Source organism: Burkholderia stagnalis (assembly GCF_902830275.1).
GTDB classification, from domain to species: Bacteria; Pseudomonadota; Gammaproteobacteria; order Burkholderiales; family Burkholderiaceae; genus Burkholderia; species Burkholderia stagnalis.
This window is the reverse complement of the sequence record NZ_CADESW010000002.1, coordinates 509012-535259: the sequence shown is the minus strand read 5'-3', so window position 1 is coordinate 535259 and position 26248 is coordinate 509012. Positions and strand designations below refer to the sequence as shown.

The window sequence follows — 26248 nt, the reverse complement described above, 5'->3', positions numbered from 1 at the left end:
AGGACGCCATCGCGCGCCCGCCTTTCAGACATCCTTAAAGCTTGCCCGGGCAACGGGATTCGTTATGCAAAAGAAACGCAACATCACCTCCTACATCGTGATCGCGATGATCCTCGGCATCGCGGTCGGCTACGGCTGTCACAGCGCGTTTCCCGACCCCAAGGTCACGAAGGAGATTGCCGGCTACGTGTCGCTGCTGTCCGATATTTTCCTGCGCCTGATCAAGATGATCATCGCGCCGCTCGTGTTCGCGACGCTGACCGTCGGCATCGCCCACATGGGCGACACCAACGCGGTCGGCCGGGTCGGCGTGAAGGCGCTCGGCTGGTTCGTCATCGCGTCGTTCGTGTCGCTGCTGTTCGGCCTGGTGACCGCGACGCTGCTGCAGCCGGGCAGCCACCTGAGCCTGCCGCTGCCGGCCTCGGACGCGGCCACCAACCTGAAGACGGGCGCGTTCACGCTGAAGGACTTCGTCACGCACCTGGTGCCGAAGTCGATCGGCGAGGCGATGTCGAACAACGAGATCCTGCAGATCGTCGTGTTCTCGATCTTCTTCGGCACCGCGCTGTCCGCGCTCGGCGAGAAGGGCCGGCGCCTGACCGGCGTGATCGAGGATCTCGCGCAGGTGATGCTGAAGGTCACCGGCGCGGTGATGTGGTTCGCGCCGATCGCGGTGTTCGCGGCGCTCGCGTCGACGATCACCACGCAGGGCCTCGGCATCCTGCTGACGTTCGCGAAGTTCATGGGCAGCTTCTACCTCGCGCTCGCGCTGCTGTGGGGCATGCTGACGCTCGCGGGCCTCGTGTTCCTCGGCAAGCGCACGTTCTCGCTGATCCGCCTGATCCGCGAGCCGTTCCTGCTGTCGTTCGCCACCGCCAGCTCGGAAGCCGCGTATCCGAAGCTGCTCGACGCGCTCGACCGGTTCGGCGTGAACCGCAAGATCTCGAGCTTCGTGCTGCCGATGGGCTATTCGTTCAACCTCGACGGCTCGATGATGTACTGCACGTTCGCCGTGCTGTTCATCACGCAGGCGTACGGCATCCACCTGCCGCTCGGCACGCAGCTGACGATGCTGCTGCTGCTGATGCTGACCTCGAAGGGGATGGCCGGCGTGCCGCGCGCGTCGCTCGTCGTGATCGCCGCGACGCTCAACCAGTTCAACCTGCCGGAAGCAGGGCTGCTGCTGATCATGGGCGTCGACACGTTCCTCGACATGGGCCGCTCGGCGACCAACGCGGTCGGCAACTCGATCGCCGCCGCCGTGATCGCGAAGTGGGAAGGGCAGCTCGGCGCGGAGAACGACGGCGTCGACGCAGCGGGCGCGCAAGGCGCGACCGCGGAAGGCGCTCAGGTCAAACCGGGCGCGGTGGTCGAGCGCGTGTAACGCGCATGCCCGGCGCGCCGGGCCACGGCCGGCACGTCCGCTTCGGCGCGGGCGGCCGGCCGGCCGTTTCGTTTTGGGCGGACGCAAACCGCCCGGGCGGGCGTTGTCGGTGGGGGCGTCAACTGGCCGAAGCGGCCGGACGAGGGTACGATCCGCGACAATCGCAATCCGTTTCCACTCCTGTCCGGTGTCCCCATGCACATGAATTCCATCGCGCTCGCCTGCACCGCGGTTCTCGGTCTCCTGCTGTTCGGGCTCGGGCTGGCCGTCTCCGTCGGCCGCTTTCGCACCACCATCGGCTCGGGCTGCGCGGAGGATCCGACGAATCCGCTCCGCAAGCTGGTGCGCGCGCACGGCAACACCGCCGAATATGCGCCGTTCCTTGCGGTGCTGTTTCTCTACCACGGCGCGCACGAGCCGTCGGGCGCGGTGTTGTCGCTGATCGTCGCCGCGACCGCCTGCCGGTGCCTGCTCGTGGCCGGCCTGCTCGCGTGGCGGACGATGTCGAAGCCGAATCCCGCGCGCTTCGTCGGCGCGCTCGGCACGTACCTGTGCGGCGCGGCGCTCAGCATCGCGTTGTTCGTGTGACGGCGGGGCGCCGGTGCCGGGCGCCGCGGCGGTGATATGCTCACGCCACGCCCGCGACCGACGGGCGGATACCGAGAACGCCCGACGGCGGCCGCGCGGCCGCGGATCGCGGCATCCCCGAGGGAAGATCCGACAACATGACCCGCAAATTCATTCTGAAAGGCGACACCACCGATCATGGCGGCGTGGTGCTCGACGGCATCGCCGAATCGTCGTTCGACGGCCGGCCGCTGGCCTATCTCGGCGCGCCCGTGTTCTGCGCCGCGTGCAAGACGCCGGGCGTGATCGTGTCCGACGGCGGCGAGCGCACGATGACCGTGATGGGCAAGGTCGTCGCGCTCGAGCACGACCTGTGCCAGTGTCTGTGCCAGCCGATGCCGAAGCTGATTCCGTCGCAGGCAACCGGGACGATTTCCGGCTAGGCGCGCATACGCCGGCATAAAAAAGAGCGGCCCGCGCCATTGGCGCGGGCCGCTTCATTTGTCGCGTGCCGGCGCGGCGCGTCAGGCCGGGATCGCGGGCTCGCTGCCCCAGACCACCGACGCGACGCGGTGCGGCCTCGCGACGCTGGCCCGGTTGGCCGCGGCGAACGGCGCGCCCACCGCGATGCTGTCGGTCGAGCGGTAGACGAGACGATCGCCGGCGATCGTGCCGACGTAGCGGCCGTCGCGGCCGAACACCTTGCTGCCGCGGATGCGTCCGACCACCCGCCCCGTCCGGCTGAATACGATCTGGCCGCCGACCTGCAGCGGTTTGCCTTCCTTGGTGTAGAGATTCATTCGTGGATCCCGTATGAGCGTGTGCGCGCAAGTCTATCAAGATCGCGCGATCGGCATCGGCCCGATTTCGGGCGATGCCGTGCGGCCGCACTAGACGCTCCCCTCGGTTTCGACGACGAGAATGCGCGCCTCGCCGAGCGGGTGCGCGACGTGCTCGGTGCCGGCCGGCGCATGCAGCACGTCGCCGGCCGCGAGCAGCACGGACCGTTCGACGCCGGCTTCGCGGTAACGCATCTCGACGCGGCCGTCGAGCACGGCGAACACCTCGTCGCCGTCGTTGACGTGCCATCGATAGGGCTGGTCGGTCCAGTGCAGGCGGACCGTGATGCCGTTCAGGCTGGCGATGTCGAGCGCGCCCCAGGCGCGCTCGGCGGTGAATGCGGCGCTGCGGAAAACGTTCATGGTCAGGGCTCGATGAAAGGATGGCGGCGGTTCGCCGGCGCGCGATCGGGCGCCGGCGGCGGCAGCGTCAGGCTAGCGCGGCATCGCGGCGACGGCCTGCTCGACCGCCTGCCGGCGCCGGGCGAGCACGGCCGCCGAGCGCTCGCGCACCCGCTGCACGACCGCGGCCGGCGCGGTATCGGGCGAACCGGCGTCGAACGGCGGCGCCGGCGCGTACTCGAGCTCCAGCTGGATCGCCTGCGCTGCGTCGTCGCCGGCCAGTTCCGCGGCGATCGTCAGCGCGAAGTCGATGCCGGCCGTCACGCCGCCGCCCGTGATCAGGTTGCCGTCGCGCACGACGCGCTCGCGCACGGGCACCGCGCCCAGCGGCTCGAGCAGTTCATGGAACGCCCAGTGCGTGGTCGCGCGGCGCCCGCGCAGCAGCCCCGCCGCGCCGAGCAGCAGCGCGCCGGTGCACACCGACGTGACGTAGCGGGCGGCCGCCGCGCGCTGCCGGACGAACGCGACCGTCTCCGCATCGGTCAGCAGCGCGTTGATGCCGATGCCGCCCGGAATGCAGATCACGTCGAGCGGCGGGCAGTCGGCGAACGTGCGGGTCGGGGTCAGCGCGAGATCGCTGCTCGACGCGACCGGCTCGCGGCTCTTCCACACCAGGTGAACCACAGCGTCCGGCAGCGACGCGAGCACGTCGTGCGGGCCGGTGAGGTCGAGCTGCTGAACGCCCGGAAACACGAGAAAGCCGATTTGCAGAGCCATGTGAACCCTCCGAAGGATCGAGTGGCGCGCCGCGGGCGGTGCGCGAAGGACAGATTGGACAGATCGATTCTAGGCGGGTAGTGTTTGGCGAAATTGCCATCTCTCCCACGTTTTCCGCCAATCGCCATGTCCACCGCTCCGCGTTCGATCCTCGTGCTGGCGTTTCCCGGCGCGCAACTGCTCGACGTGACCGGGCCGCTGCAGGTGTTCGCGTCCGTCAACGAACTCGCGAACGAGCGCGGGCAGCCCGCGCCGTATGCGCCGCGCGTCGTGGCCGCGGAAGCGGGGCCGGTTGCCACGTCGGCGGGCCTCGTCGTGATGGCCGATGCGCTGCGCGCGGGCGGTCGGCCCGCCGACACGGTGATCGTCGCCGGCGGCCAGGGCGTGCACGCGGCGTCGCGCGACCCGCGGCTGGTCCGCTGGGTCCGCCGGCAGGCCGAACGCGCGCGGCGGGTCGCGTCGGTCTGCACGGGCGCCTTCCTGCTGGCCGAGGCGGGCCTGCTCGACGGCCGCCGCGCGGTCACGCACTGGACCCGCTGCGACGAGCTGGCGGCGCGCTACCCGCGCATCCGCGTCGAAGCCGATCCGATCTTCATCCGCGAGGGCGCGCTGTGGACCTCGGCGGGCGTCACGGCCGGCATCGATCTCGCGCTCGCGCTCGTCGAGGAGGATCTCGGGCGCGCGATCGCGCTCGATGTCGCGCGCGAGCTGGTCGTGTTCCTGAAGCGCCCGGGCGGGCAGGCGCAATTCAGCGCGACGCTGTCGATGCAGCGCAGCGCGGAGCGCGTCGGCGATCGCTTCGGGAACCGCTTCGGGAACCGCTACGGGGACCGCTTCGGCGAACTGCACGCATGGATCGCCGAGCACCTGGGCGGCGACCTGTCCGTGCCCGTGCTCGCCGAGCGCGCGCGGATGAGCGAGCGCAGCTTCGTGCGCCACTACCGCGCGGAAACCGGGCGCACGCCCGCGCGCGCCGTCGAGCAGATCCGCATCGAGACCGCGCAGCGCCTGCTCGGCGACACGTCGTGGCCGCTCAAGCGGATCGCCGAGCGCTGCGGATTCGGCTCCGAGGAAACGTTGCGGCGCGGCTTCGTGCGCGTGCTGGGCGTCACGCCGCAGGCATATCGGGAACGGTTCGCCGGGTAAGCGGCGCGACCTGCGCGAATCGGCGCCGATTCCCAGTCCGAAACATTCAACTATTCTGCAATCGCGAACAATGGGGCGGGGCTTGTGCCGCCCCTTCCACGGGCTCTATGCTGTCCTGTTCCGCTGGCGAATCGAAGGGGGCAGCATGGACCGTATCCAGGCAATGGAAGTCTTCACCCGCGTGGTCGACGCGAACAGCTTCACGCGTGCGGCGGATACGCTGTCGATGCCGCGCGCATCGGTGACGACGATCATCCAGAATCTCGAGGCGCTGCTCGGCGTGCGGCTGATGCACCGGACCACGCGCCGGCTGTCGCTGACGCCCGAAGGCGCCGCGTACTACGAACATTGCGTGAAGATCATTGCCGAGATCGCGGAAACCGATGCGAGTTTCCAGACGGGCAACCGCAAGCCGAGCGGCGTGCTGCGCGTCCACATGCCGGGTTCGCTGGGGCGGCGGATCGTGATTCCCGCGCTGTCGGCGTTCCGGCAGCGCTATCCGGAGATCACGCTCGATCTCGGGCTGTCCGACCGGCCGGTTGACCCGATCGAGGAGGGCATCGACTGCATGATCCGCGTCGGGCCGCTCGAGGATTCGTCGATGGTCGCGCGGCGGATCGGGATGCTCAAGCGCGTGACCTGCGCTTCGCCCGATTACCTGAAGCGCCACGGCGATCCGCACGAGATCGCCGATCTCGCCGAGCACGTCGCGGTGAATTTCCGCGCGAGCCACGGCGCGCGGCCGATCCCGTGGGTGTTCGTGATCGACGGCAAGCCGGTCGAGGTCAGGATGAGCGCGAGCGTCACGGTCAACGATTCGGATGCCTACGTGACCTGCGGCGTCGAAGGCTTCGGGATGATCCAGCCGACGCTGTTCATGGTGCTGCCGAACCTGCTCGACGGGTCGCTGCTGGAGGTGCTGCCCGGCTGCAACCCGAAACCGAAGCCGATCTCGATCGTCTACCCGCACAACCGGCACCTGTCCGCGAAGGTGCGCGTGTTCGCCGACTGGATCGCGGAGCTGTTCGAGTCGACGCCGGCGCTGGAGGGCGGGGAGGATTGGCGCGGGCGGCTGGGGGCCCGCGCGGGCGAGCCGGCGCGCGGGCCGGTGGCGGCGTAGCGGCGCGGGGCGCGCTACCACTTCTCGGCGAACGGGCGTATCAGGTAGTCGAAAGACCACGCGGACGGATGCTGGTGCGCGACGTGGAACACTTCGTCGGCGATCGCGTCGGGGTGCGCGAAATACGCGTCGCGCGCGAACGGCCAGTCGGCCGGCGGTTCGACCCAGGTCGGCCGGTCGCGGCCGTCCTCGCCGAGCCACGGCGTGTCGATCGCCGCGTCGATCATCACGTAGCCGACGTGCACGCGCTTCGGGCCGAGATCGCGCGCGAGCGCTTCGGCGAGGATGCGCTGCGCGGCCTTGGTCGGCGCGAACAGCGCGTAGTTCGGCTTGCCGCGCAACGACGCGGTGTTGCCGGTCACGACGATCGCGCCGTGGCCGGCCGCGATCATGTCGGGCGCGCATGCGCGCGCGAGGTGCAGCAGCGCGGTCGTATTCACGCGGAAATTGCGCTCGAGCCGCGCCGGATCGGCGTCGAGAAACGTCGCGAAGGTTGCGGACACCGCGTTGTGCACGACGACCGACGGCTTGCCGAGTTCGGCGCGTACCGCGTCGATCGTCGTCGCCAGCGCGTCGAGATCCGCGACGTCGCACGCGAACGCGCGGCTGCCGGGAATCTCCCGCTCGAAATCCTGCAGGCGCGTGAGGTTGCGCGCCAGCATCGCGACGCGATAGCCGTCGCGGGCGAAGCGTCGCGCGATCGATGCGCCCGTGGCGCTGCCGACGCCGGTGATCAGGCAGACTCGATTGCTCATATGCAGGCTCCTGTCGAACTTGGAACGTGAACGTGACGGGTGACGACGTGCGATCAGGGGCGCGTGCCGGCGAACGCGGGATGCTGCGCGAGCGCGCCGAACGCGAACCGCCAGCCGTGCTGCTGGCCGATCAGGTTGACGAGCGGAATGCCGATCACGTTCGCGATCGACACGCCGCCGAACACGATCGACGTCGCGAGCCCCATCCGGTTGGGCGGCGCGATCTGCGTCGCGAGCGCCGCGACCATCGCCCAGAACAGGCCGTGCCCGGCCGAGCCGATGATCCGCGCGACCATCAGCGACGAGAAGCTGTGCGCGAACATCGCCGCGGCATTCGACGCGACGAGGATCAGCATCAGCACGAGCAGCAGCGGCTTGCGCGGCAAGCGGCTCGGCATCACCGCCGAGCCGAGCGCGCTGACGGCGCCGATCGCCGCGTAGACCGTCACCAGCAGGCCGACGGTCGACGGGCTCTGGTGCAGGTCGTCCGAGATCAGCGTCAGCAGGCCGACCGGCGCGAATTCGGTGACGACGATGGTGAACGTGGCGATGCCGAGCACGACGATGGCGAGCCAGCTGCGCAGGGCCGAGGGCGTCGATTCGGCGGACAGGACACTCTGCGTGGACATCGACACCTCGCTGGCGGGTGGGGCGATTCGAATGGATTGACGGTACTGTGCGCAACGCACGGCCTGCTTCCGTCTTGGAGTTTTAAAATGAAACTGCGCGGAGCGTAATCCATCGAGTTGCGTTATGCAACCTATACCGTGGATGGCAGTGCGGTCTTGTGCGCGGGCGCGTCCGGATGCCCGGCCGGAACGCGCCGGCCGCGTCAGTGCTGCAGTGTGGCGAGCGCCTGTTTCAGCGAATCGAAGATGCGCGGAACGTCCGCTTCGCCGGTCCGCCAGTTGGAGAACGCGACGCGCAGCCCCCATACGCCGTCATAGACCGTGCTGGTGATGAACGCGTCGCCGAGATCGCGCACCGCGCGCACGTACGCGCCGATGCGCGCTTCGTCGGGCGCATCGGCCAGCGTGAAGCACACGACGTTCAGCCGCGTGGGGGCGAGCAGCCGGAAGCCGGGCTGCGCGCCGATCCGCTCGCCGAGCGACTGCGCGAGCCGGATGTTGCGCGTGACGATTTCCGCATGGCCCGCGCGGCCGTACGCGGCGAGCGAGAACCAGGTCGCAAGCGCGCGCAGCCGACGCGAGTTTTCCGGCGTCAGGTGGACGAAGTCGGGGTTGTCGGTCGGCACGCCGAGGTAGGCGGCGCTGTTCTGGAACACGCGCACCTGCAGGTCGCGGCGGCGCGTGAACTGCACGGCGGCGTCGTACGGCACGTTCAGCCACTTGTGCAGGTCGATGCAGATCGAGTCGGCCGCATCGAGCGCCGCGACGAGCGGCGCGTGTTCCGGCGACAGCGCGGCGAACGCGCCGAACGCCGCGTCGACGTGCAGCCAGAACGGATAGCGCGCCTTCAATGCGTGAATCGCGGCGAGATCGTCGAAGTCGACCGTGTTGACGGTGCCGGCGTTCGCGACGACGATCGCCGGCTCGCCGTTCTGCTGGGCCAGCGCGGCCTCGAGCGCGGCGATGTCGATCGCTTCGCGCCCGGGCAGCGTCGCGACCTTGCGCACGGCCTGGCGGCCAATGCCGAGCACCGACAGTGCCTTGTAGACGCTCGAATGCGCCGTCGCCGACAGCACGCGCACGTCGCCGAGCGCGGCGACGCCCTGTTCGGACACGCGCACGCCCCTGCGTTCGCCAAGCCATTCCCGGCCGAGCGCGAGGCCGACGAGATTCGACATCGTCGCGCCGGTGACGAACACGCCCTGCTGCGCGTCGGACAGGCCGAACAGTTGCCGCAGCCGAGCGATCGTCTCGCGCTCCAGGTCCGGCGCCGCGCTGTCGATGCCCGCGGTCGGGTTCTGGTCGTAGATCCCGGTCAGCCAGTCGCCGGCAAGCGACGCGGGCGTCGCGCCGCCCGTGACGAAGCCGAGGTAGCGCGGCCCCGCGCTGCCGGAGAAACCGGGCGCCCAGCGCGCGGTAAATTCCGCCAGCGCGCCGTCGAGCCCTGCGCCATGCTCCGGCAGCGGCGTCGGGCTGGCCGGCGGCGGGGCGACGGCGGCGGGGCGCGCGTCGAGCGATGACAGGGCCGCGACCGCATGGCGGCGCGTGTCGTCGAGGAGGGCGTCGAGGTTGGCGAGATCGGCGGCGAGTGTCGGATGCATGGCGGAATGGAAAGGTGATTGGCGATGTGCGGCTCGGCCCGGGCGCGCATGCCGATGCGAGTGCGGCCCATGAGGCCGGTTCATGCATCGGCCGCGCATCGCGCGAGAAGTCGGACGAGTGACCAATGTAGGTCAATGAGTTGCAAAATGCAACTTGAGATGGCGCGTGTCCGAAGCGTGCGGGCGCGGCAGCGCCATATGTGCTGCCGCGGCGTCATGCGGGCGGTTGCGCCCGCGCGCTCAGCGCGCGGGCTTCTTCTTCGACGCGGCGGACGATGCGCGCGCAGGCGGAAACTTGACGATCGTGTCTTCGGGCGCGAGCGTGCGCCCGTCGTGCGCGCGCACTTCGACGTGCGGGACGAGGCGGCCCGATTCGCGGTCGACGAGCCTGACGTGCGCTTCGTTGGGCTTGAAGCAGTAATCCTCGCCCCAGTGCCGCAGCGCGACGAGCAACGGAAACAGCGCGCGGCCCTTCCTGGTCAGCAGGTATTCGTGATACGCGCTGCCGTCCGACGCCGGCGCGGTTTCGAACACGCCGTGCTCGACGAGATGGCGCAGGCGCGACGCGAGGATGTTGCGTGCGAGCCCGAGGCTTTCCTGGAATTCGCCGAAGCGCCGCAGGCCGCCGAACGCGTCTCTCACGATCAGCAGCGACCATCCGTCGCCGATCACGTCGAGCGGGCGGGCGACTCCGCACGCGCTGCTGTTGTGGCTGATGCGCTTGGCCATGGTGTCCTCCACGGAAATGAGCCGGAACGAGTGCGATGGGTGGGGCGGTCCGACTGCATGCGAAGACGAAGCACGGGATTTGCCCGGGGAATTGGTTGCATTATAAAACGCGTGCCGGGCGGTGAACTCCGGTTGAACCCGAGGGCGGCGCTCGTGGGCGCATGCGGCCGGGCCTCGGCTGCGCGGGCAGGCGTGACGTATCGAGGGGGATGTGTTGCGGGGGAGTGCGCTGCAAGCGGCTGCTTGCGAAATGAAACGCAACGTATGCGTTCGCATCGACAAAAACAAAAAGGGCTTAGCCGTAGCTAAGCCCTTTTCTTGCTGCATTTGGTGGCGAATCAGGGACTCGAACCCCGGACCTGCGGATTATGATTCCGTCGCTCTAACCGACTGAGCTAATTCGCCGAAGAACTGAATTATGCTGAAGCCTAACCGGGGTGTCAACACCTTTTTTCATATCCTTGAAAAAAGTTGCCGCCCCGGTCATGGCCGCACCCGTCAATCCTGCGCGTAGATATTCGAGTCCTTGGTCTCCTTGACGAACAGCAGCCCGATCACGCACGTGATCAGCGCGATCACGATCGGATACCACAGCCCCGAGTAGATGTTGCCCTGCGCCGCGACGATCGCGAACGCGGTCGCCGGCAGGAAGCCGCCGAACCAGCCGTTGCCGATGTGATACGGCAGCGACATCGACGTGTAGCGGATCCGCGTCGGGAACATCTCGACCAGCATCGCGGCGATCGGGCCGTAGACCATCGTCACGTAGATCACGAGGATCGTCAGCACCACGATCGTCATCGGCCAGTTGAGCTGCGCCGGGTCGGCCTTCGCCGGATAGCCGGCCGACTTCAGCGTCGTGGCGAGCGTCTTGTCGAACGCCGCGCCCTTCGCCTTCGCGTCGGCCGCCTTGCCGTCATACGCGTCGATCACGGTGTCGCCGACCTTGATCTGCGCGGTGGCGCCCGCCGGCGCCGCGACGTTCTCGTAGTTCAGCCCGGCCTTCGCGAGCGCGCTCTTCGCGATGTCGCACGAGTTCGTGAACTTCGACGTGCCGACCGGGTTGAACTGGAACGAGCAGGCGGCCGGATCGGCGACGACGGTGATCGGCGCCTTCATCGTCGCGAGTTCGAGCTGCGGGTTCGCGTAGTGCGTGAGCGCCTTGAACAGCGGGAAGTAGGTCAGCGCCGCGATCAGGCAGCCCGCGAGGATGATCGGCTTGCGGCCGATCCGGTCCGACAGCGAGCCGAAGAACACGAAGAACGGCGTGCCGATCAGGAGCGAGATCGCGATCAGGATGTTCGCGCTCGCGCCGTCGACCTTCAGTGTCTGCGTGAGGAAGAACAGCGCGTAGAACTGGCCCGTGTACCACACGACCGCCTGGCCGGCCGTCAGGCCGACGAGCGCGAGGATCACGATCTTCAGGTTCTTCCACTGGCCGAACGCTTCGGTGAGCGGCGCCTTCGACGTCTTGCCCTCGGCCTTGATGCGCAGGAACACCGGCGACTCGTTCAACTGCAGCCGGATCCACACCGACACCGCGAGCAGCAGGATCGACGCGATGAACGGGATGCGCCAGCCCCACGCGCCGAACGATTGCTCGCCGATCAGCGTACGCACGCCGAGGATCACCAGCAGCGACAGGAACAGGCCGAGCGTCGCGGTTGTCTGGATCCACGCGGTGTAGAAGCCGCGCCGGTGCGACGGCGCGTGTTCCGCGACGTAGGTCGCGGCGCCGCCGTACTCGCCGCCGAGCGCGAGGCCCTGCAGGAGCCGCATCGCGATGAAGATCACCGGCGCGGCGAAGCCGATCGACGCGTAGCCGGGCAGGAAGCCGACCACGAAGGTCGACACGCCCATGATCACGATCGTCACGAGGAACGTGTGCTTGCGGCCGACGAGGTCGCCGAGGCGGCCGAACACGATCGCGCCGAACGGCCGCACCGCGAAGCCGGCCGCGAAGCCGAGCAGCGTGAAGATGAAGGCGGCCGTCGGGTTGACGCCGGAGAAGAAGCTCTTGCTGATGTAGGCCGCGAGGGAGCCGGCCAGGTAGAAGTCGTACCACTCGAACACGGTGCCGAGCGACGACGCGAAGATCACCTTCTTCTCTTCGCCCGTCATCGGCGAGTGCGCAATGTGCCCGCCTAACGTAGCCATGAATCGTCTCCAAGTCTCTTGATATAGGTGTGCGGCCGCCTCGTGGAGCGAGCCTGTCGACGATTATTGGCGGGCAAACTTACGGCGCACTGACTCGCGGGCGCCCGGCGCGTGCACGTTAACCCGTGGTGGAGGGGCATCCTTTTTCTTCGATCGTTCTGCGAACGGCCTGCAAGTTCGCGCAAGTCGCGTTATCGCGGCAAGATGCTGCGGCGCACGTCAGGGTTACTCCGGGGCCGGCGCATCCAATGGCAGGGTCACGCGCACGAGCGTGCCGGCGAGGCGCGGCGTCGCCTGGTAGACATGGTCGTCGAGCGTCAGCGTGCCGCCGTGCTGCGCGACGATCTCGCGTACGATCGCGAGCCCGAGGCCGCTGCCGTCGCCTTCGCGGCCGAGAATCCGGTAGAAGCGCTCGAGCACGCGCTCGCGTTCGGCGGCCGGAATGCCGGGGCCGGTGTCCTCGACTTCGAGGTGCACGCACCCCGCGGCGCGCTCGGCGCGCACGCGCACGGTGATGCGGCCGCCTTCCGGCGTATAGCGGATCGCGTTGTCGATCAGGTTGCCGAGCATCTCGCGCAGCATCAGCGGGTTGCCGGCGACGTCGAGCGGCGCGCCGTCGTCGCCGGCGTCCGGGCCCTCGTAGCCGAGGTCCATGCGTTTCGCGAGCGCGGCCTGCACCCAGTCGCGCACCGCGCGCCGCGCGAGCGCGCCGATCTCGACGGGCGCGAACGTCAGCCCGCTCGCGCGGTTCTCGGCGCGCGCGAGCGCGAGCAGCTGCGTGACGAGCCGCGCGGCCTGCTCGGAGCTCGTCGCGATCTGTTCGAGCGAGCGCTGCACGTCGGCCGGCACGGGGTGGCGCAGCGCAAATTCCGCCTGTGTGCGCAGCCCGGCGAGCGGCGTCTTCATCTGGTGCGCGGCGTCGGCGATGAAGCGCTTCTGCAGCGCCATGTTCTGCTCGAGGCGCGCGAGCAGGTCGTTGAACGACGTGACGAGCGGCTCGATCTCCGGCGGCGCGCGCTGCGCCTCGACCGGCGACAGGTCGTCCGGCCGCCGCGCGCGGATGTGCGCCTGCAGCGCGTTGAGCGGCGCGAGCCCGCGCGACAGCCCGAACCACACGAGCAGGATCGCGAGCGGCAGGATCACGAACTGCGGCAGGATCACGCCCTTGATGATGTCGTTCGCGAGCGCGTTGCGCTTGTCGAGCGTCTCGCCGACCTGCACGAGCACCGGCTGCGTGCCGCTCGCCTGCGGCAGCGCGACGGTTGTATACGCGACGCGCACGTCGTTGCCGCGCAGCAGGTCGTCGCGGAATACGACGACGCCCGGCGGCGGGCGATCCTCGTCGCGTGGCAGCGGCAGGTCGGCTTCGCCGGCGACCAGCTCGCCGCGCGCGCCGAGCACCTGGAAGTAAACGCTGTCGACGTTGTCTGCGCGCAGGAAGTCGCGCGTCGCCTGCGGCAGCGTCAGCTCGGCGACGCCGTTGACGGGATGGATCTGTCGCGCGAGCACGTACGCGTTGGTCTCGAGCGCGCGGTCGAACGGCCCGTTCGCGATCGTCTTCGCCACCAGATAGGTGACGGCGATGCTCATCGGCCACAGCAGCAGGAGCGGCGCGAGCATCCAGTCGAGGATCTCGCCGAACAGCGAGCGCGGCCGCGCGGGGTCGGGCGGGTCGGTCTCGTCGGGCGGCGCGAACGGGTTCTCGTAGTGCGCGTCGCGCGCGGCGTCGGCGGCGGAAGCGGGTTCGCCGCTCGGGTGGCGGGGCTGGGCCGGCGTGGCCATGGCGGCGACGGCCGGCCGTCAGCGCGGCGTGCCGGCCGGCGCGGGCTGCGGCGCCGCCGCGTCGGCGGGGCTCGCGGGGGCGGCTTTCTCGAGGCAGTAGCCGAGGCCGCGCACGGTGGCGATCCGCACGCCGCTCGGCTCGATCTTCTTGCGCAGCCGGTGCACGTAGACTTCGATCGCGTTGTTGCTGACTTCCTCGCCCCATTCGCAGAGATGGTCGACGAGCTGCTCCTTCGACACGAGGCGGCCGATCCGCTGCAGCAGCACCTCGAGCAGGCCGAGCTCGCGCGCGGAAAGGTCGAGCACGCGGTCGTTCGCGTATGCGATGCGGCCGACCTGGTCGAACGCGAGCGAACCGTGCCGCACGACGGTCGGGCCGCCGCCCGCGCCGCGCCGGGTCAGCGCACGCACGCGCGCCTCGAGCTCGTTGAGCGCGAACGGCTTGGCCATGTAGTCGTCGGCGCCGAGGTCGAGGCCCTTCACGCGCTCGTCGACGCTGTCGGCGGCGGTCAGGATCAGCACGGGGAGGTTGGAATTGCGCGCGCGCAGGCGCTTCAGCACGTCGAGGCCGGGCATCTTCGGCAGGCCGAGATCGAGGATCAACAGGTCGAACGACTGCATCGACAGGGCCGTGTCGGCCTCGACGCCGTTCTTCACGTGGTCGACCGCATAGCCCGATTGGCGGAGTGACCGGGTGAGGCCGTCCGCGAGTATGCTGTCATCTTCGGCGATGAGAATTCGCATGTGCGTGACCGGTGGCCGGCGGGGCGACACGCGCCGGCGCGGCTGTCTCCGAAGTGGTTCGTGTGTTGCACGCCCCGCATTGCGGGCTTGCACAAAACACTGTTTTTTTATACAGTGTCTGCATTCGCGCGCTGCGGATCGAAACCGGCGCACCTATATCAGACGCTGCTCATCATAGCAAAGGACGATTCATGGAAGATAGCAAGAAAGGCTCCGGGCTGACTGCCGAGAAGAGCAAGGCGCTGGCCGCCGCGCTCGCGCAGATCGAGAAGCAGTTCGGCAAAGGGTCGATCATGCGCATGGGCGACGGCGAGGCGGCCGAGGACATCCAGGTCGTGTCCACGGGCTCGCTGGGTCTCGATATCGCGCTCGGCGTCGGCGGCCTGCCGCGCGGCCGCGTGGTCGAGATCTACGGTCCGGAATCGTCGGGCAAGACCACGCTGACGCTGCAGGTGATCGCCGAGCTGCAGAAGCTGGGCGGCACGGCCGCGTTCATCGACGCCGAGCACGCGCTCGACGTTCAATATGCGTCGAAGCTTGGCGTGAACGTGCCGGAGCTGCTGATCTCGCAGCCGGACACCGGCGAGCAGGCGCTGGAAATCACCGACGCGCTGGTGCGCTCGGGCTCGATCGACATGATCGTCATCGACTCGGTCGCGGCGCTCGTGCCGAAGGCCGAAATCGAAGGCGAGATGGGCGATTCGCTGCCGGGCCTGCAGGCCCGCCTGATGTCGCAGGCGCTGCGCAAGCTGACCGGCACGATCAAGCGCACGAACTGCCTCGTGATCTTCATCAACCAGATTCGTATGAAGATCGGCGTGATGTTCGGCAACCCGGAAACCACGACGGGCGGCAACGCGCTCAAGTTTTATGCGTCGGTGCGTCTCGACATCCGCCGGATCGGCTCGATCAAGAAGAACGACGAGGTGATCGGCAACGAAACCCGCGTGAAGGTCGTCAAGAACAAGGTGTCGCCGCCGTTCCGCGAAGCGATCTTCGACATCCTGTACGGCGAGGGCATCTCGCGTCAGGGCGAGATCATCGACCTCGGCGTGCAGGCGAAGATCGTCGACAAGGCGGGCGCCTGGTACAGCTACAACGGCGAGAAGATCGGCCAGGGCAAGGACAACGCGCGTGAATTCCTGCGCGAGAATCCGGAAATCGCACGCGAGATCGAGAACCGCATTCGCGAATCGCTCGGCGTCGCCGCGATGCCCGATGGCGCAGGCAACGAAGCCGAGGCGATGGACGAAGAAGAGTGATGGTCAGGCGCCGGGATGATGCGGGCGAGCCGAAGGAGCACGACGGGCGCGATGCGCCGGGCGGCTCCGGCCGGCGCGCTGCCTCCCCCGGCACCGGCCGGCGGTCCGCGGCGCAAGCCGCGAACCGCACCGCGACGAGGGCATCCGACGATGCCCTCGTTTCGTTTGAGATCAGCGCACCGGACGATCCGTTCGAACACGACGAGTCGTTCGACGCGCACGACCGGGCGCGCCGCCGCGGGTCCGGTGTCGCCTTCCCGCGCGATCGCGCGTCCGCCGCCTCCGGGGCGGCGACGGAAGACGTCTATACCCGCACGAGCCAGAATCCGCGCCGCACGCGCCGGCCATCCGGCGCGCGCTCCGGCGCCGAAGCCGAAGCAGGGGCCGGCGCGTCCACCCGGGCATCGTCATCGAAACCGGCCCGCTCGCTGAAGGGCCGCGCGCTCGGCTACCTGTCCCGGCGCGAGTACAGCCGCGCCGAACTCGCGCGCAAGCTCGCGCCCTATGCCGGCGAGGACGAGTCCGTCGAGCCGGTGCTGGATGCGCTGGAGCAGGACGGCTGGCTGTCCGACGCGCGTTTCGCCGAGAGTCTCGTGCATCGCCGCGCGTCGCGTGTCGGGGCCGCGCGGATCGTCAACGAGCTGAAGCGCCATGCAGTTGGCGATGCGCTCGTCGAGGAGGTGAATGCGCAGCTTCGCGAGACCGAATGGGCGCGTGCGCAGGCCGTCTGGCGCAAGAAATTCGGTGCACTGCCGCAAACGCCCGCCGAGCGCGCGAAGCAGGCACGCTTCCTGGCCGCGCGCGGCTTCTCGAGCGCGACCATCGTGAAGTTGCTCAAGTGCGGCGACGAATTGTTCGGCGTCGACTGAGCATTCCGCTCGCGCGCGGCGCGCGATTTTGCTGCATTGCAACGGCTTCCCGACACACGGGAATACCCCCCGTTGCGGCAAACTGTCTCAAATACCCGATATGCTAAAATCCTCGGGTTTTCCTCTTCGGCCTCAACCTCCAGCATGCCGCTATCCGAGCCCGTGCCCCGTCAGTTGCGACATCGACGCGCAATCCGAGCGGAAGCCTACGAGCGCGAAGACGGCTTGTGGGACATCGAAGCCTGCCTGACCGATCACAAGCCGCGCGACGTCGCGCTTGCATCGGGCATCCGGCCGAACGGCCTGCCGATTCATGAACTCTGGCTGCGCGTGACCATCGATCGTGACCTCAATATCGTCGACGCCGAAGCGTCGTCGGAATGGGTGCCATATCCGGGCCACTGCCAGTCCGCCAATCCCGCCTATCGGGCCCTCGTCGGGCTCAATCTCTTCCGTCACTTCCGCCGCGATGCGAACCGGCTCCTGTCCGGCGTCGCGGGCTGCTCCCATCTCACCGAGCTGTGCGCCGTGCTGCCGACGGCGGCGATCCAGGCGTTCGCCGGCGACGTGTGGAGCGTGCAGGAAGGCGGCGGCGAGCGGCCGGATCATGACGACGGCGCGCCCGCCGAGCCGCCGTTCCAGCTGGGCCGCTGCCGCGCGCTCCGGTTCGACGGCGAGGTGGTGCAGCAGTTCTACCCGCGCTGGTATGGCGCGAGCCGGCCGGAATCGGACATGCCCGTTGGGGACGGCACGAAGGAATGAACGGAAATCATTCGAAGAAGCGTCCTTAAGCGACTTTTCATCCAACTCTCAGACTGAAGGGAATCACGCATGAAGATTCACGAGTACCAGGGTAAGGAAATCCTGCGGAAATTCGGAGTCGCGGTACCGCGCGGCAAGCCGGCGTTCTCGGTTGACGAAGCCGTCAAGGTGGCGGAAGAGCTCGGCGGCCCGGTATGGGTCGTGAAGGCTCAGATTCACGCGGGTGGCCGTGGCAAGGGCGGCGGCGTGAAGGTGGCGAAGTCGATCGAGCAGGTCCGCGAATACGCGAACCAGATCCTCGGCATGCAGCTCGTCACGCACCAGACCGGTCCGGAAGGCCAGAAGGTCAACCGTCTGATGATCGAAGAAGGCGCCGACATCAAGCAGGAACTGTATGTCAGCCTCGTCGTCGATCGCGTGTCGCAAAAGATCGTTCTGATGGGTTCGAGCGAAGGCGGCATGGACATCGAGGAAGTTGCCGAAAAGCACCCGGAACTGATCCACAAGGTCATCGTCGAGCCGTCGACCGGCCTGCTCGACGCCCAGGCCGACGACCTCGCCGCGAAGATCGGCGTGCCGGCTGCTTCGATTCCGCAAGCGCGTGCCATCCTGCAAGGCCTGTACAAGGCATTCTGGGAAACCGACGCGTCGCTGGCTGAAATCAACCCGCTGAACGTCTCCGGCGACGGCAAGGTCATCGCACTCGACGCGAAGTTCAACTTCGACTCGAACGCGCTGTTCCGCCACCCGGAAATCGTCGCGTACCGCGACCTGGACGAAGAAGATCCGGCTGAAATCGAAGCGTCGAAGTTCGACCTCGCGTACATCTCGCTCGACGGCAACATCGGCTGCCTCGTGAACGGCGCGGGCCTCGCGATGGCGACGATGGACACGATCAAGCTGTTCGGCGGCGAGCCGGCGAACTTCCTCGACGTCGGCGGTGGCGCGACGACCGAGAAGGTCACGGAAGCGTTCAAGCTGATGCTGAAGAACCCGGACCTGAAGGCGATCCTCGTGAACATCTTCGGCGGCATCATGCGCTGCGACGTGATCGCGGAAGGCGTGATCGCCGGTTCGAAGGCCGTGAACCTGAACGTGCCGCTCGTCGTGCGCATGAAGGGCACGAACGAGGACCTCGGCAAGAAGATGCTGGCCGATTCGGGCCTGCCGATCATCTCGGCGGACAGCATGGAAGAGGCTGCGCAGAAGGTCGTCGCGGCTGCCGAAGGCAAGTAACGCTATCGTCGAATACGCATGGCGGCGCGGCTGACACGCGACGCCAATCGAACAGAGGTCAAAATACATGTCGATTCTGATCAACAAGGACACGAAGGTCATCACGCAGGGCATTACCGGCAAAACCGGTCAATTCCACACGCGCGCCTGCCGTGAATATGCAAACGGCCGCGAAGCATTCGTCGCGGGCGTGAACCCGAAGAAGGCCGGCGAGGATTTCGAAGGCATTCCGATCTACGCAAGCGTCAAGGAAGCGAAGGAAGAAACCGGCGCGACCGTGTCGGTCATCTACGTTCCGCCGGCAGGCGCAGCGGCTGCGATCTGGGAAGCGGTCGAAGCCGACCTGGATCTCGCGATCTGCATCACGGAAGGCATTCCCGTGCGCGACATGATCGAAGTGAAGGACCGCATGCGCCGCGAAGGCCGCAAGACGCTGCTGCTCGGGCCGAACTGCCCGGGCACGATCACGCCGGACGAACTGAAGATCGGCATCATGCCGGGCCACATCCACCGCAAGGGCCGCATCGGCGTCGTGTCGCGTTCGGGCACGCTGACGTATGAAGCGGTTGCGCAGCTGACGGCACTGGGCCTCGGCCAGTCGTCGGCAGTCGGCATCGGCGGCGACCCGATCAACGGTCTGAAGCACATCGACGTGATGAAGATGTTCAACGACGATCCGGATACGGATGCGGTCGTGATGATCGGCGAAATCGGCGGTCCGGACGAAGCGAACGCCGCGCAGTGGATCAAGGACAACATGAAGAAGCCGGTCGTCGGCTTCATCGCGGGCGTCACGGCGCCTCCGGGCAAGCGCATGGGCCACGCCGGCGCGCTGATCTCGGGCGGTGCGGATACGGCCGAAGCGAAGCTGGAAATCATGGAAGCGTGCGGCATCACCGTCACGCGCAACCCGTCGGAAATGGGCCGCCTGCTGAAGAAGGCGCTGTAAATTCCGCGTGGGTTCGTCCTGCAGAAAACGCCGGCTTTGCCGGCGTTTTTTTTGTTACGCTCGCGGCATGCCGTCCTGAGGCCGGGCCGCATCCGCCAGGCCGACTTTTCTTCCCGCTTTTGCCCATGCTCGAATTCCTGTCCACGCTTCATTGGGGCGCCGTGCTCCAGATCGTCGTCATCGACATCCTGCTCGGCGGCGACAACGCGGTCGTGATCGCGCTCGCGTGCCGCAACCTGCCGGCGAGCCAGCGGTTGCGCGGCGTGATCTGGGGCACTGCCGGCGCGATCGCGCTGCGGGTCGTGCTGATCGCGTTTGCGGTCGTGCTGCTCGACGTGCCGTTCCTGAAATTCGCGGGCGGCGTGCTGCTGCTGTGGATCGGCATCAAGCTGATGGCGCCGGCCGCCGACGCGCACGACGGCATCAAGCCGGCCGACAAGCTGTGGGCGGCCGTGAAGACGATCGTGATCGCCGACGCGGTGATGAGCCTCGACAACGTGATCGCGATCGCCGGCGCGGCGGAGCGGGCCGACCCCGAGCACCGGCTCGCGCTCGTGATCTTCGGGCTCGTCGTCAGCGTGCCGATCATCGTGTGGGGCAGCACGCTGGTGCTGAAGATGCTCGACCGCTTCCCCGTAGTCGTCACGCTCGGCGCGGGGCTGCTCGGCTGGATCGCCGGCGGGCTGATGGTGAACGACCCGGCCGGCGACCGCTGGCCGCTGCTCGACACGCCGGCGGCGATCCATGGCGCGAGCATCGCCGGCGCGCTGCTCGTCGTCGCGGCCGGCTACGCGCTGAGGAAGCGCCGCGCGTCGGGGGCATCCGGTTCGCACTGACGCGTTGGCCGTCCGGCCGACTGCCGGCCGCACGGCCCGCTGGCTACGATCGAAACGCCTGCCTGGATCGGCAGGCGTTTTTCGTTTCCGGAGCCTGTCATGTTCGAAGCCTTTTCCGTTTCCCTGTTCCGCCGTTTCGCCGTCGATCTGCAGCGCGCGCGCCGGCGTCCCGCCGGTTTCACGCTGATCGAGCTGATGATCGTGCTGGCGATCGTCGGCGTCATTGCCGCCTATGCGATTCCCGCCTACCAGGATTACCTTGCGCGCTCGCGCGTCGGCGAGGGGCTCGCGCTCGCATCGTCCGCGCGGCTCGCGGTCGCGGACAACGCGGCGAGCGGCGCGGGCCTCGGCGGCGGCTACAGCCCGCCGGCCGCCACCCGCAACGTCGAGTCGGTGCAGATCGACGACGACACGGGCCAGATTTCGGTCGTCTTTACCGCTCGCGTGGCGGCCGCCGGCACGAACACGCTCGTGCTGGTGCCGTCGGCGCCCGACAAGGCCGATGCGCCGACGGCCCGGGTCGCGCTCAAGAAGGGCGCGATGCAGGCCGGCGCGATCACGTGGGAGTGCTTCGCCGCCGGCAAGCAGGCGTCGTCGCTGCCGGCGCCGGGCGCGGGGCCGCTGCCGGCCGACGGCGCGACGCTGCCGGCCAGGTACGCGCCGGCGGAGTGTCGCGCGTAGCGTGCGTTCCGCGCCACCGCGCCGCACAGAGCGGGGAAAGTTTTGTATAGTGCGCCGGTTGCTGATCTCCGGTTTGCTCATGCCCACTTCTTTTTCCCGCTCGTTGCCGCTCGTCGCGCTGGCGGTTGCCATGATCGTGCCTTACGCGATCACGAATCACACGTATCCGATTCCGACGTTCTATTCCGAGTTTTCCGCGCTGGTGCTGTACCTGCTGCTGGGCGCGACCGCGATCCTGCTGGTGCGCGCGAGCCGTCCGGCCGCGCCGTTCGCGGCGCCGGCCGCGTTCGCCGCGCCGCTCGCCTTCGCGGCCGTGCTCGTCGCGCAGGTCGCGCTGATGCCGTTGCGGGTGCCGTCGATGAACTGGCTCGCGGTCGGCTATCTCGGCGCGGCGCTGGTCGCGATGCAGGCCGGTTACGTGCTGGCGCGCGAGCAGCTTGCCGAATCGGCCGCGCGGATGATGGCGGGCGCGCTGCTGATCGGCGGCGTGTTCGCCGTGTTCTGCCAGGTCGTGCAGTTGTTCCGCTTCGAGTCGGCGCTGACGCCCTTCGTCGTGGTGTACAACATCGCGGTCGACCGCCGGCCGTACGGCAACATGGCGCAGGCGAACCACCTGGCCACCTACATCGCGTTCGCGCTCGCCGGCGCGCTGTATCTCGTGCAGACGCGCCGGCTCGCCGCGTGGGCGTGGCTCCTGCTGTCCGTCGTGCTGTCGGGCGGGCTCGCGCTGACGGTGTCGCGCGGGCCGTGGCTGCAGGTCGCGGTGATGGCGGTGGCCGGCTTCTGGATGGCCTGGGCCGAATCGCGCGGCAAGCCGGGCGTGCCGGCCAACGTGCGCGCACGCGCATGGCTGATGCCCGTGCTGCTGCTTGCCGTGTTCGTCGCGGTGAACGGCGCCGTGCGCTGGGCCAACGTGCACTACCACCTGAATCTCGCGGAGTCGGCGGCCGAACGGATGCGCGATGCCGGGCAGATCGCGCCGCGCCTCGCGCTGTGGAAGTACGGGCTCACGATGTTCCGCGAGCATCCGCTGCTCGGCGTCGGCTGGGGCGAATTCCCGTCGCACCAGTTCGCGCTCGCGCGCGCGCTCGGCGGCGTCGAGATCGCGAACAACTCGCACGACATCTTCATCGACCTGCTCGCGAAGTCCGGCGCGATCGGCCTCGGCGTGCTGCTCGTCACGCTCGTGCTGTGGTTCGTGCGTGCGGCCCGCGCGCCGCAGTCGAGCGCGCGCGTGTTCGGTTTCGCGCTGGTCGGCATCGTGCTGATGCATGCGCTCGTCGAGTATCCGCAGCAGTACATGTTTTTCCTGCTGCCGGTGATGTTCGTGATCGGCCTGCTCGAGGTGAAGCCGCTGCGCATCGTGCCGAGCGGCGCGGCGTTCGGGCTGTTTGCGGTGCTGACGTTCGGCGGCCTGCTGGCGGTGGTGCCGGTGCTGCGCGACTACCAGCGCGCGGAAGTGCTGTATTACGGCAGCGACCCGGCCGCGCAGTATCGCGATGCGCCGTCGCTGCTGTTCGGCGCGTGGGGCGACTATGGCGCGGCGACGCTGCTCACGATCTCGCGCGACGCGCTGCCGGCGAAGCTCGCGGCGCATGAACGCGCAATCGCGCTGCTGCCCGGCGAGACCGTGCTGCGCCGCTATGCGGTGCTGCAGGCGCTGGACGGCCGCGAGGCCGACGCGCTCGATACGGTCGTGCGCCTGCACGTATTCGCGAAGGAGCTGAAGGACTGGCCGCAGCAGCTCGCGGCGCTGTACAAGCTGTGCGACGAGCAGCCGTCGCTGAAGGCGTTCAAGGCGACGCTGGTCGCGAAGTACGGCGAAGTGCCGGCCGACGCGCTCGACGACTCGGACGACGAGGACGCCGACTAAGCCCGCCCGCCGATCGGCCCGGCGCGGTCGGCGCCGCATCGATTACCGTGCAGATCGCGCATTCCGGGCGGTCTGCACGGATTGGCGTCAAGTATCGTCAAATCGCCGCCGCCGGCCGGGCAGCGCGCGCACAATGCGCGCAAGCGTCGCGATGCCCGTCGATCCGGACGGGTATCGCCGGCGGCAGCATCCGGTCGTCGCAGCCTCGGGGAACACAGGCGCGCGGCGGCTCGTCCCGAAGCAATACAACAGACTCCAACTCGAACATGGCTAACTGCCCGACCTACCTTGCGCTGCCCGTCGTCGCCGCGCTGCTCGCCGGCTGCGCGGCGTCGTCGCTGCAAGACAGCAAGCTGACCTGCACTATCCCGCGCGCCGTCTATCCGGACACGGCGAAGCCGCTCGCGCGTCCCGCGACGGTGCTGGTGCGGGCGCTGATGACGACCTCCGGGGTGGCGGAAAACGTGACGGTCACGACCAGCAGCCGCAATGCCGCGGCAGACCGGGCCGCGGCCGACGCGATGTCGCGCGCCACCTGCACGCAGACCGGGCCCGCGGCGAACCCGTTCACGCTGACGCAGCCGTTCGTGTTCGAGCCGCGGCGCGGCAATTGACGTCAGCGGCGCGGCATCAGGTTCGCGCCGCGGCAACTCGGCTCCGGCGCGTCCTGCAGGCCGAGCAGCGTGAAGCCGTTGGCTTCCTGCCGGATCAGCGCGTAACGCGCTGCAACGGGCTTGTCTGACTTGCCGGTCAGCGCGATCTCGACCTGGTAGCGGTCCTTCGCGGCCGAGCACCCGCGCACCGGCCCGTACGCGAACGACGTATCGGGCGCCTTGCGTCGTTCGTTGAGCGCCTGCCGCGCCTTCAGCGCGGCGGCGGCCGCCGCCGGGTCGCTCCATTCGCGCGCGAGCGCGTCGTCCACTTTCAGCCATTCGTCGACGAAGTCCCGGCCGTTCGCGGCGGCGGGCTGGACGCGGCGCACGGTGTCGCCATCGATGCGGTAGCGGTAGATGCCGGCGCGCGTCATCACGTCGCTGTCGAGCGAGCCGACCGTCATCCGCAGCTCGAAGCCGTCGGGGCGCGCTTTCACCCGCACGCCGTCGTCGTCGATCGCGTAGCCCTGACGGAGGTGAAACAGCGTGCGTTGCGCGGCCGTGCCGCCGGCCGGCATGACGACGTCGGCGCCGAACACGCTCCAGCGCGACGAGCACCACGGCGTTCCGTGCACGATCAGGATCTGCCCGCCCGGCAGCGGCGCGAACTGGTAGCCGCCGCCGTACGCGCCGGAGATGTCCGGGTAGTCGTCGGCCTGCCAGCGCAGCACGCGCCGCCAGCCGCCGCCTTCCCACGCGTATCCGGCAAGCAGGTTGTCGTCGCCGCACGTGATGCCGAAGCTGGCGCGCACGAACATGACCGGACGCGGCGCGGCGGCGCGTTCGACATGCACGGCGAGGTCCGCGCCGAACGGGGAATCGTTGCCCTTCGATTGCGGCTTGGCGGCGGGCGCGGTGAGCGCGGCGGCGAGCGTACGCTGCAGCGCCGCCGGTTCGATGCGCTCGTCGCTGCATGCGAGCCGTGCGTCGAGCGCGCCGACCAGCGCCTGCTTGTACGCGCGGATCGCGTCGCGCTGCGCGGGCAACACGCCGGCGTCGCCGTCGGCGCTCTGCGGGCTGGGGATCTGCTGCAGGCGGCGCTGTGCGTCGAGTGCCGCGCGGGCGGCCGTGTCGGCGGCGGGGCAGGTGCCTGCCGCGAAGGCGACGGACGAAGCGGCGAGCAGGCCAAGCGTCAGCGTGGCGCGTTTCAGCGTGTTGTTCATGGCGGGATCGGATCTTTCGGGCAGGGGCGCCGCTTGCGTTCGTTTAAATCAAAACAAAGGCCGCTTCGGTATTTGCGAAGCGGCCTTCGACCGGGTTCACCAGATTGTTCGAATGAGCCATGAAACGCCGCAGCGTTGTCATGAATTCAATTTTTTCCGAATTCTACACACGCGCGAATGGAAGACAAGCCGCCGGTTCACAGGCGTTCGGGCGTCCGTATGCCGCCCGGCGGATTTCGATAAACTGCCGAAACTCCAATAGAGACGAGAGAGACCATGAAGAAAAAATCGCTGATGGCGGTTGCGGGGGCTATCGTGGTGCTGGGCGCGGTCGCCAGCTATGCCAGCCCATACATGACGCTTCACTCGATGCGATCGGACATTATCGAAAAGGATTACGACGCATTTTCTTCCAACGTCGATTTTCCGGCATTTCGCGAAAGCTTGCGGACGCAGTTCACGATGGTGATGCAAAACAAGCTGTCCAGCGACCCGCAACTCAAGCAAAATCCATTCGCCGATATCGGCTTGATGCTCGGCGTGAGTGTCGTCAACCAGTTTATCGATACGATGGTGACGCCGGCCGGCGTGATGCACATGATGGCCGATGCGAGCTCCAGGCAGCCGGGCGGGCCTGCCGCCGCGCCGGCGTCCGCTGCGGCGCCGACGCCGGATGCGAGCCGCGTCGCTTATTCGGTCAGGTATCGAAACTGGTCGACGGTTGCCGTGACGGCGCAGCGTGACCAGGACGAACCGATCGACTTTATCTTCAAACGCCAGGGGTTATGGTCGTGGAAGCTGTCGGGCGTCACGCTTCCGCCCAGCGTGACAGGGGGCAATTGACCAGCCGGGGAAGGCCCGGCTTCGAGGTCGGGGGCCTTACGCCTGCGCCTTCCAGTCCCCCGACTTCCCGCCGCGCTTCTCGCGCACGCTCACCTCGGTGATCACCATTCCGCGATCGACGGCCTTGCACATGTCGTACACGGTCAGCAGGCCGACCTGTACCGCGGTGAGCGCCTCCATCTCGACCCCGGTGCGCCCGAGCGTCTCGACCTGCGCGACGCAATGCACGCCCGGCAGCGCGTCGTCGAGTTCGAAATCGACGGCCACGCGGGTCAGCGCGAGCGGATGGCACAGCGGAATCAGGTCGGCGGTGCGCTTCGCGCCCTGGATCGCCGCGATGCGCGCGACGCCGAGCACGTCGCCTTTCTTCGCCTTGCCGTCGCGGATCAGTTCGAACGTGGCCGGCAGCATCCGGATCGTGCCGCGTGCGACGGCGATGCGCCGCGTTTCCTGCTTGTCGCCGACGTCGACCATATGTGCGTGGCCGGCGGCATCGAAGTGGGTGAGTCCAGACATGTCGTGCTCCTTCAACGGGCGCCTATCATAGCA

27 protein-coding genes and 1 tRNA gene are annotated in these 26248 nt (G+C 68.4%); 15 read left to right on the top strand and 13 right to left on the bottom strand.

The genetic code is table 11. The features are described 5' to 3' along the window. The first annotated feature begins 64 nt into the window (after positions 1–64). The 3 genes from HWY45_RS06460 to HWY45_RS06450 all read left to right on the top strand — a co-directional run bounded on the left by HWY45_RS06460 (position 65) and on the right by HWY45_RS06450 (position 2394). Complete coding sequence (locus tag HWY45_RS06460; protein WP_059879823.1) at positions 65–1384, top strand: dicarboxylate/amino acid:cation symporter; 1320 nt, start codon at positions 65–67, stop codon at positions 1382–1384. 201 nt (positions 1385–1585) lie between these two features. Beyond that, on the top strand, positions 1586–1972 hold the full coding sequence (locus HWY45_RS06455) for an MAPEG family protein (RefSeq protein ID WP_059566160.1): 387 nt from the start codon (positions 1586–1588) through the stop codon (positions 1970–1972). Between the two features lie 137 nt (positions 1973–2109). After that, complete coding sequence (locus tag HWY45_RS06450) at positions 2110–2394, top strand: PAAR domain-containing protein (RefSeq protein ID WP_059879820.1); 285 nt, start codon at positions 2110–2112, stop codon at positions 2392–2394. 81 nt (positions 2395–2475) lie between these two features. Here HWY45_RS06450 and HWY45_RS06445 read toward each other — a convergent pair whose 3' ends face one another. From HWY45_RS06445 to HWY45_RS06435, 3 genes are all read right to left on the bottom strand, one after another. Continuing rightward, on the bottom strand, positions 2476–2751 hold the full coding sequence (locus HWY45_RS06445) for a hypothetical protein (protein WP_059879816.1): 276 nt from the start codon (positions 2749–2751) through the stop codon (positions 2476–2478). A 90-nt stretch (positions 2752–2841) separates the two neighbouring features. After that, positions 2842–3153 (bottom strand): cupin domain-containing protein, encoded by a 312-nt coding sequence (locus tag HWY45_RS06440; RefSeq protein ID WP_059566060.1) that lies wholly within the window; start codon positions 3151–3153, stop codon positions 2842–2844. Positions 3154–3225: 72 nt separating this feature from the next. Next, a complete protein-coding gene (locus HWY45_RS06435) occupies positions 3226–3909 on the bottom strand; it encodes a DJ-1/PfpI family protein (RefSeq protein WP_059879813.1) in 684 nt (227 codons plus the stop codon). A 126-nt stretch (positions 3910–4035) separates the two neighbouring features. Between HWY45_RS06435 and HWY45_RS06430 the strand changes: the two genes are divergently transcribed. Both HWY45_RS06430 and HWY45_RS06425 read left to right on the top strand, forming a co-directional pair. Further along, positions 4036–5055 carry a GlxA family transcriptional regulator gene (locus HWY45_RS06430; RefSeq protein WP_059879810.1) on the top strand — a complete coding sequence of 340 codons (1020 nt, stop codon included), beginning with the start codon at positions 4036–4038 and terminating at the stop codon, positions 5053–5055. Between the two features lie 145 nt (positions 5056–5200). Continuing rightward, complete coding sequence (locus HWY45_RS06425) at positions 5201–6175, top strand: LysR family transcriptional regulator (protein WP_059879808.1); 975 nt, start codon at positions 5201–5203, stop codon at positions 6173–6175. A gap of 14 nt (positions 6176–6189) precedes the next feature. Here HWY45_RS06425 and HWY45_RS06420 read toward each other — a convergent pair whose 3' ends face one another. The 8 genes from HWY45_RS06420 to HWY45_RS06385 form a co-directional block, all read right to left on the bottom strand. After that, complete coding sequence (locus HWY45_RS06420) at positions 6190–6930, bottom strand: SDR family NAD(P)-dependent oxidoreductase (RefSeq protein ID WP_059879806.1); 741 nt, start codon at positions 6928–6930, stop codon at positions 6190–6192. Between the two features lie 53 nt (positions 6931–6983). Continuing rightward, complete coding sequence (locus HWY45_RS06415; RefSeq protein WP_060149663.1) at positions 6984–7559, bottom strand: MFS transporter; 576 nt, start codon at positions 7557–7559, stop codon at positions 6984–6986. Between the two features lie 203 nt (positions 7560–7762). Further along, complete coding sequence (locus tag HWY45_RS06410; protein ID WP_059879800.1) at positions 7763–9160, bottom strand: pyridoxal phosphate-dependent decarboxylase family protein; 1398 nt, start codon at positions 9158–9160, stop codon at positions 7763–7765. A gap of 240 nt (positions 9161–9400) precedes the next feature. Further along, complete coding sequence (locus tag HWY45_RS06405; protein WP_059879797.1) at positions 9401–9889, bottom strand: winged helix-turn-helix transcriptional regulator; 489 nt, start codon at positions 9887–9889, stop codon at positions 9401–9403. Between the two features lie 328 nt (positions 9890–10217). Then, a tRNA-Met gene (locus HWY45_RS06400) sits at positions 10218–10294 on the bottom strand. 93 nt (positions 10295–10387) lie between these two features. Then, positions 10388–12046, bottom strand: a complete 1659-nt coding sequence (locus tag HWY45_RS06395) for an MFS transporter (protein ID WP_059879793.1) — start codon at positions 12044–12046, stop codon at positions 10388–10390. 225 nt (positions 12047–12271) lie between these two features. Then, the gene (locus tag HWY45_RS06390; RefSeq protein WP_059879791.1) at positions 12272–13828 is read right to left on the bottom strand and encodes a sensor histidine kinase; all 1557 of its coding nucleotides are present in this window, start codon (positions 13826–13828) and stop codon (positions 12272–12274) included. Positions 13829–13846: 18 nt separating this feature from the next. Beyond that, positions 13847–14572, bottom strand: a complete 726-nt coding sequence (locus HWY45_RS06385) for a response regulator transcription factor (protein ID WP_059566050.1) — start codon at positions 14570–14572, stop codon at positions 13847–13849. 191 nt (positions 14573–14763) lie between these two features. Here HWY45_RS06385 and recA point away from each other — a divergent pair, with 191 nt between their 5' ends. From recA to HWY45_RS06340, 9 genes are all read left to right on the top strand, one after another. After that, positions 14764–15834, top strand: a complete 1071-nt coding sequence (gene recA, locus HWY45_RS06380) for a recombinase RecA (protein WP_059879788.1) — start codon at positions 14764–14766, stop codon at positions 15832–15834. Continuing rightward, complete coding sequence (gene recX / locus HWY45_RS06375; protein WP_059879785.1) at positions 15834–16703, top strand: recombination regulator RecX; 870 nt, start codon at positions 15834–15836, stop codon at positions 16701–16703. The genes recA and recX overlap by 1 nt, the downstream gene beginning before the upstream one ends. Before the next feature lie 144 nt (positions 16704–16847). Beyond that, entirely contained in the window at positions 16848–17465 is a 618-nt protein-coding gene (locus HWY45_RS06370) for a DUF2889 domain-containing protein (protein WP_081059660.1), read from the top strand. A 69-nt stretch (positions 17466–17534) separates the two neighbouring features. Then, positions 17535–18701, top strand: coding sequence for an ADP-forming succinate--CoA ligase subunit beta (gene sucC, locus HWY45_RS06365; protein ID WP_017334083.1), 1167 nt, complete (start codon positions 17535–17537; stop codon positions 18699–18701). Positions 18702–18768: 67 nt separating this feature from the next. After that, complete coding sequence (gene sucD, locus HWY45_RS06360) at positions 18769–19650, top strand: succinate--CoA ligase subunit alpha (RefSeq protein WP_042586225.1); 882 nt, start codon at positions 18769–18771, stop codon at positions 19648–19650. A 125-nt stretch (positions 19651–19775) separates the two neighbouring features. After that, positions 19776–20486 carry a TerC family protein gene (locus tag HWY45_RS06355; RefSeq protein WP_059879782.1) on the top strand — a complete coding sequence of 237 codons (711 nt, stop codon included), beginning with the start codon at positions 19776–19778 and terminating at the stop codon, positions 20484–20486. Between the two features lie 99 nt (positions 20487–20585). Then, positions 20586–21167, top strand: a complete 582-nt coding sequence (locus HWY45_RS06350; protein WP_059557127.1) for a pilin — start codon at positions 20586–20588, stop codon at positions 21165–21167. A 79-nt stretch (positions 21168–21246) separates the two neighbouring features. After that, entirely contained in the window at positions 21247–23040 is a 1794-nt protein-coding gene (locus HWY45_RS06345) for a PglL family O-oligosaccharyltransferase (RefSeq protein ID WP_059879971.1), read from the top strand. A gap of 266 nt (positions 23041–23306) precedes the next feature. Beyond that, on the top strand, positions 23307–23654 hold the full coding sequence (locus HWY45_RS06340; RefSeq protein ID WP_059879779.1) for a TonB family protein: 348 nt from the start codon (positions 23307–23309) through the stop codon (positions 23652–23654). A 2-nt stretch (positions 23655–23656) separates the two neighbouring features. Here HWY45_RS06340 and HWY45_RS06335 read toward each other — a convergent pair whose 3' ends face one another. Continuing rightward, complete coding sequence (locus tag HWY45_RS06335; protein ID WP_059879778.1) at positions 23657–24856, bottom strand: hypothetical protein; 1200 nt, start codon at positions 24854–24856, stop codon at positions 23657–23659. A 276-nt stretch (positions 24857–25132) separates the two neighbouring features. Here HWY45_RS06335 and HWY45_RS06330 point away from each other — a divergent pair, with 276 nt between their 5' ends. Beyond that, positions 25133–25699, top strand: coding sequence for a DUF2939 domain-containing protein (locus HWY45_RS06330; protein ID WP_059879775.1), 567 nt, complete (start codon positions 25133–25135; stop codon positions 25697–25699). Between the two features lie 36 nt (positions 25700–25735). Here HWY45_RS06330 and moaC read toward each other — a convergent pair whose 3' ends face one another. Continuing rightward, positions 25736–26215, bottom strand: coding sequence for a cyclic pyranopterin monophosphate synthase MoaC (moaC, locus tag HWY45_RS06325; RefSeq protein ID WP_059557143.1), 480 nt, complete (start codon positions 26213–26215; stop codon positions 25736–25738). Between the last annotated feature and the right edge of the window lie 33 nt (positions 26216–26248).

Bases quoted from the DNA above. Each gene is read 5' to 3' on its own strand.
- HWY45_RS06440 (WP_059566060.1), bottom strand. From the start codon at position 3,153: ATGAACGTTTTCCGCAGCGCCGCATTCACCGCCGAGCGCGCCTGGGGC.
- HWY45_RS06390 (WP_059879791.1), bottom strand. From the start codon at position 13,828: ATGGCCACGCCGGCCCAGCCCCGCCACCCGAGCGGCGAACCCGCTTCC.
- HWY45_RS06435 (WP_059879813.1), bottom strand. From the start codon at position 3,909: ATGGCTCTGCAAATCGGCTTTCTCGTGTTTCCGGGCGTTCAGCAGCTC.
- HWY45_RS06415 (WP_060149663.1), bottom strand. From the start codon at position 7,559: ATGTCCACGCAGAGTGTCCTGTCCGCCGAATCGACGCCCTCGGCCCTG.
- sucD (WP_042586225.1), top strand. From the start codon at position 18,769: ATGTCGATTCTGATCAACAAGGACACGAAGGTCATCACGCAGGGCATT.
- HWY45_RS06340 (WP_059879779.1), top strand. From the start codon at position 23,307: ATGGCTAACTGCCCGACCTACCTTGCGCTGCCCGTCGTCGCCGCGCTG.
- moaC (WP_059557143.1), bottom strand. From the start codon at position 26,215: ATGTCTGGACTCACCCACTTCGATGCCGCCGGCCACGCACATATGGTC.
- HWY45_RS06420 (WP_059879806.1), bottom strand. From the start codon at position 6,930: ATGAGCAATCGAGTCTGCCTGATCACCGGCGTCGGCAGCGCCACGGGC.
- HWY45_RS06335 (WP_059879778.1), bottom strand. From the start codon at position 24,856: ATGAACAACACGCTGAAACGCGCCACGCTGACGCTTGGCCTGCTCGCC.
- HWY45_RS06455 (WP_059566160.1), top strand. From the start codon at position 1,586: ATGAATTCCATCGCGCTCGCCTGCACCGCGGTTCTCGGTCTCCTGCTG.
- HWY45_RS06385 (WP_059566050.1), bottom strand. From the start codon at position 14,572: ATGCGAATTCTCATCGCCGAAGATGACAGCATACTCGCGGACGGCCTC.
- recX (WP_059879785.1), top strand. From the start codon at position 15,834: ATGGTCAGGCGCCGGGATGATGCGGGCGAGCCGAAGGAGCACGACGGG.
- HWY45_RS06330 (WP_059879775.1), top strand. From the start codon at position 25,133: ATGAAGAAAAAATCGCTGATGGCGGTTGCGGGGGCTATCGTGGTGCTG.
- HWY45_RS06460 (WP_059879823.1), top strand. From the start codon at position 65: ATGCAAAAGAAACGCAACATCACCTCCTACATCGTGATCGCGATGATC.
- recA (WP_059879788.1), top strand. From the start codon at position 14,764: ATGGAAGATAGCAAGAAAGGCTCCGGGCTGACTGCCGAGAAGAGCAAG.
- HWY45_RS06395 (WP_059879793.1), bottom strand. From the start codon at position 12,046: ATGGCTACGTTAGGCGGGCACATTGCGCACTCGCCGATGACGGGCGAA.
- HWY45_RS06445 (WP_059879816.1), bottom strand. From the start codon at position 2,751: ATGAATCTCTACACCAAGGAAGGCAAACCGCTGCAGGTCGGCGGCCAG.
- HWY45_RS06450 (WP_059879820.1), top strand. From the start codon at position 2,110: ATGACCCGCAAATTCATTCTGAAAGGCGACACCACCGATCATGGCGGC.
- HWY45_RS06425 (WP_059879808.1), top strand. From the start codon at position 5,201: ATGGACCGTATCCAGGCAATGGAAGTCTTCACCCGCGTGGTCGACGCG.
- HWY45_RS06355 (WP_059879782.1), top strand. From the start codon at position 19,776: ATGCTCGAATTCCTGTCCACGCTTCATTGGGGCGCCGTGCTCCAGATC.
- HWY45_RS06345 (WP_059879971.1), top strand. From the start codon at position 21,247: ATGCCCACTTCTTTTTCCCGCTCGTTGCCGCTCGTCGCGCTGGCGGTT.
- HWY45_RS06350 (WP_059557127.1), top strand. From the start codon at position 20,586: ATGTTCGAAGCCTTTTCCGTTTCCCTGTTCCGCCGTTTCGCCGTCGAT.
- HWY45_RS06410 (WP_059879800.1), bottom strand. From the start codon at position 9,160: ATGCATCCGACACTCGCCGCCGATCTCGCCAACCTCGACGCCCTCCTC.
- HWY45_RS06430 (WP_059879810.1), top strand. From the start codon at position 4,036: ATGTCCACCGCTCCGCGTTCGATCCTCGTGCTGGCGTTTCCCGGCGCG.
- HWY45_RS06370 (WP_081059660.1), top strand. From the start codon at position 16,848: ATGCCGCTATCCGAGCCCGTGCCCCGTCAGTTGCGACATCGACGCGCA.
- sucC (WP_017334083.1), top strand. From the start codon at position 17,535: ATGAAGATTCACGAGTACCAGGGTAAGGAAATCCTGCGGAAATTCGGA.
- HWY45_RS06405 (WP_059879797.1), bottom strand. From the start codon at position 9,889: ATGGCCAAGCGCATCAGCCACAACAGCAGCGCGTGCGGAGTCGCCCGC.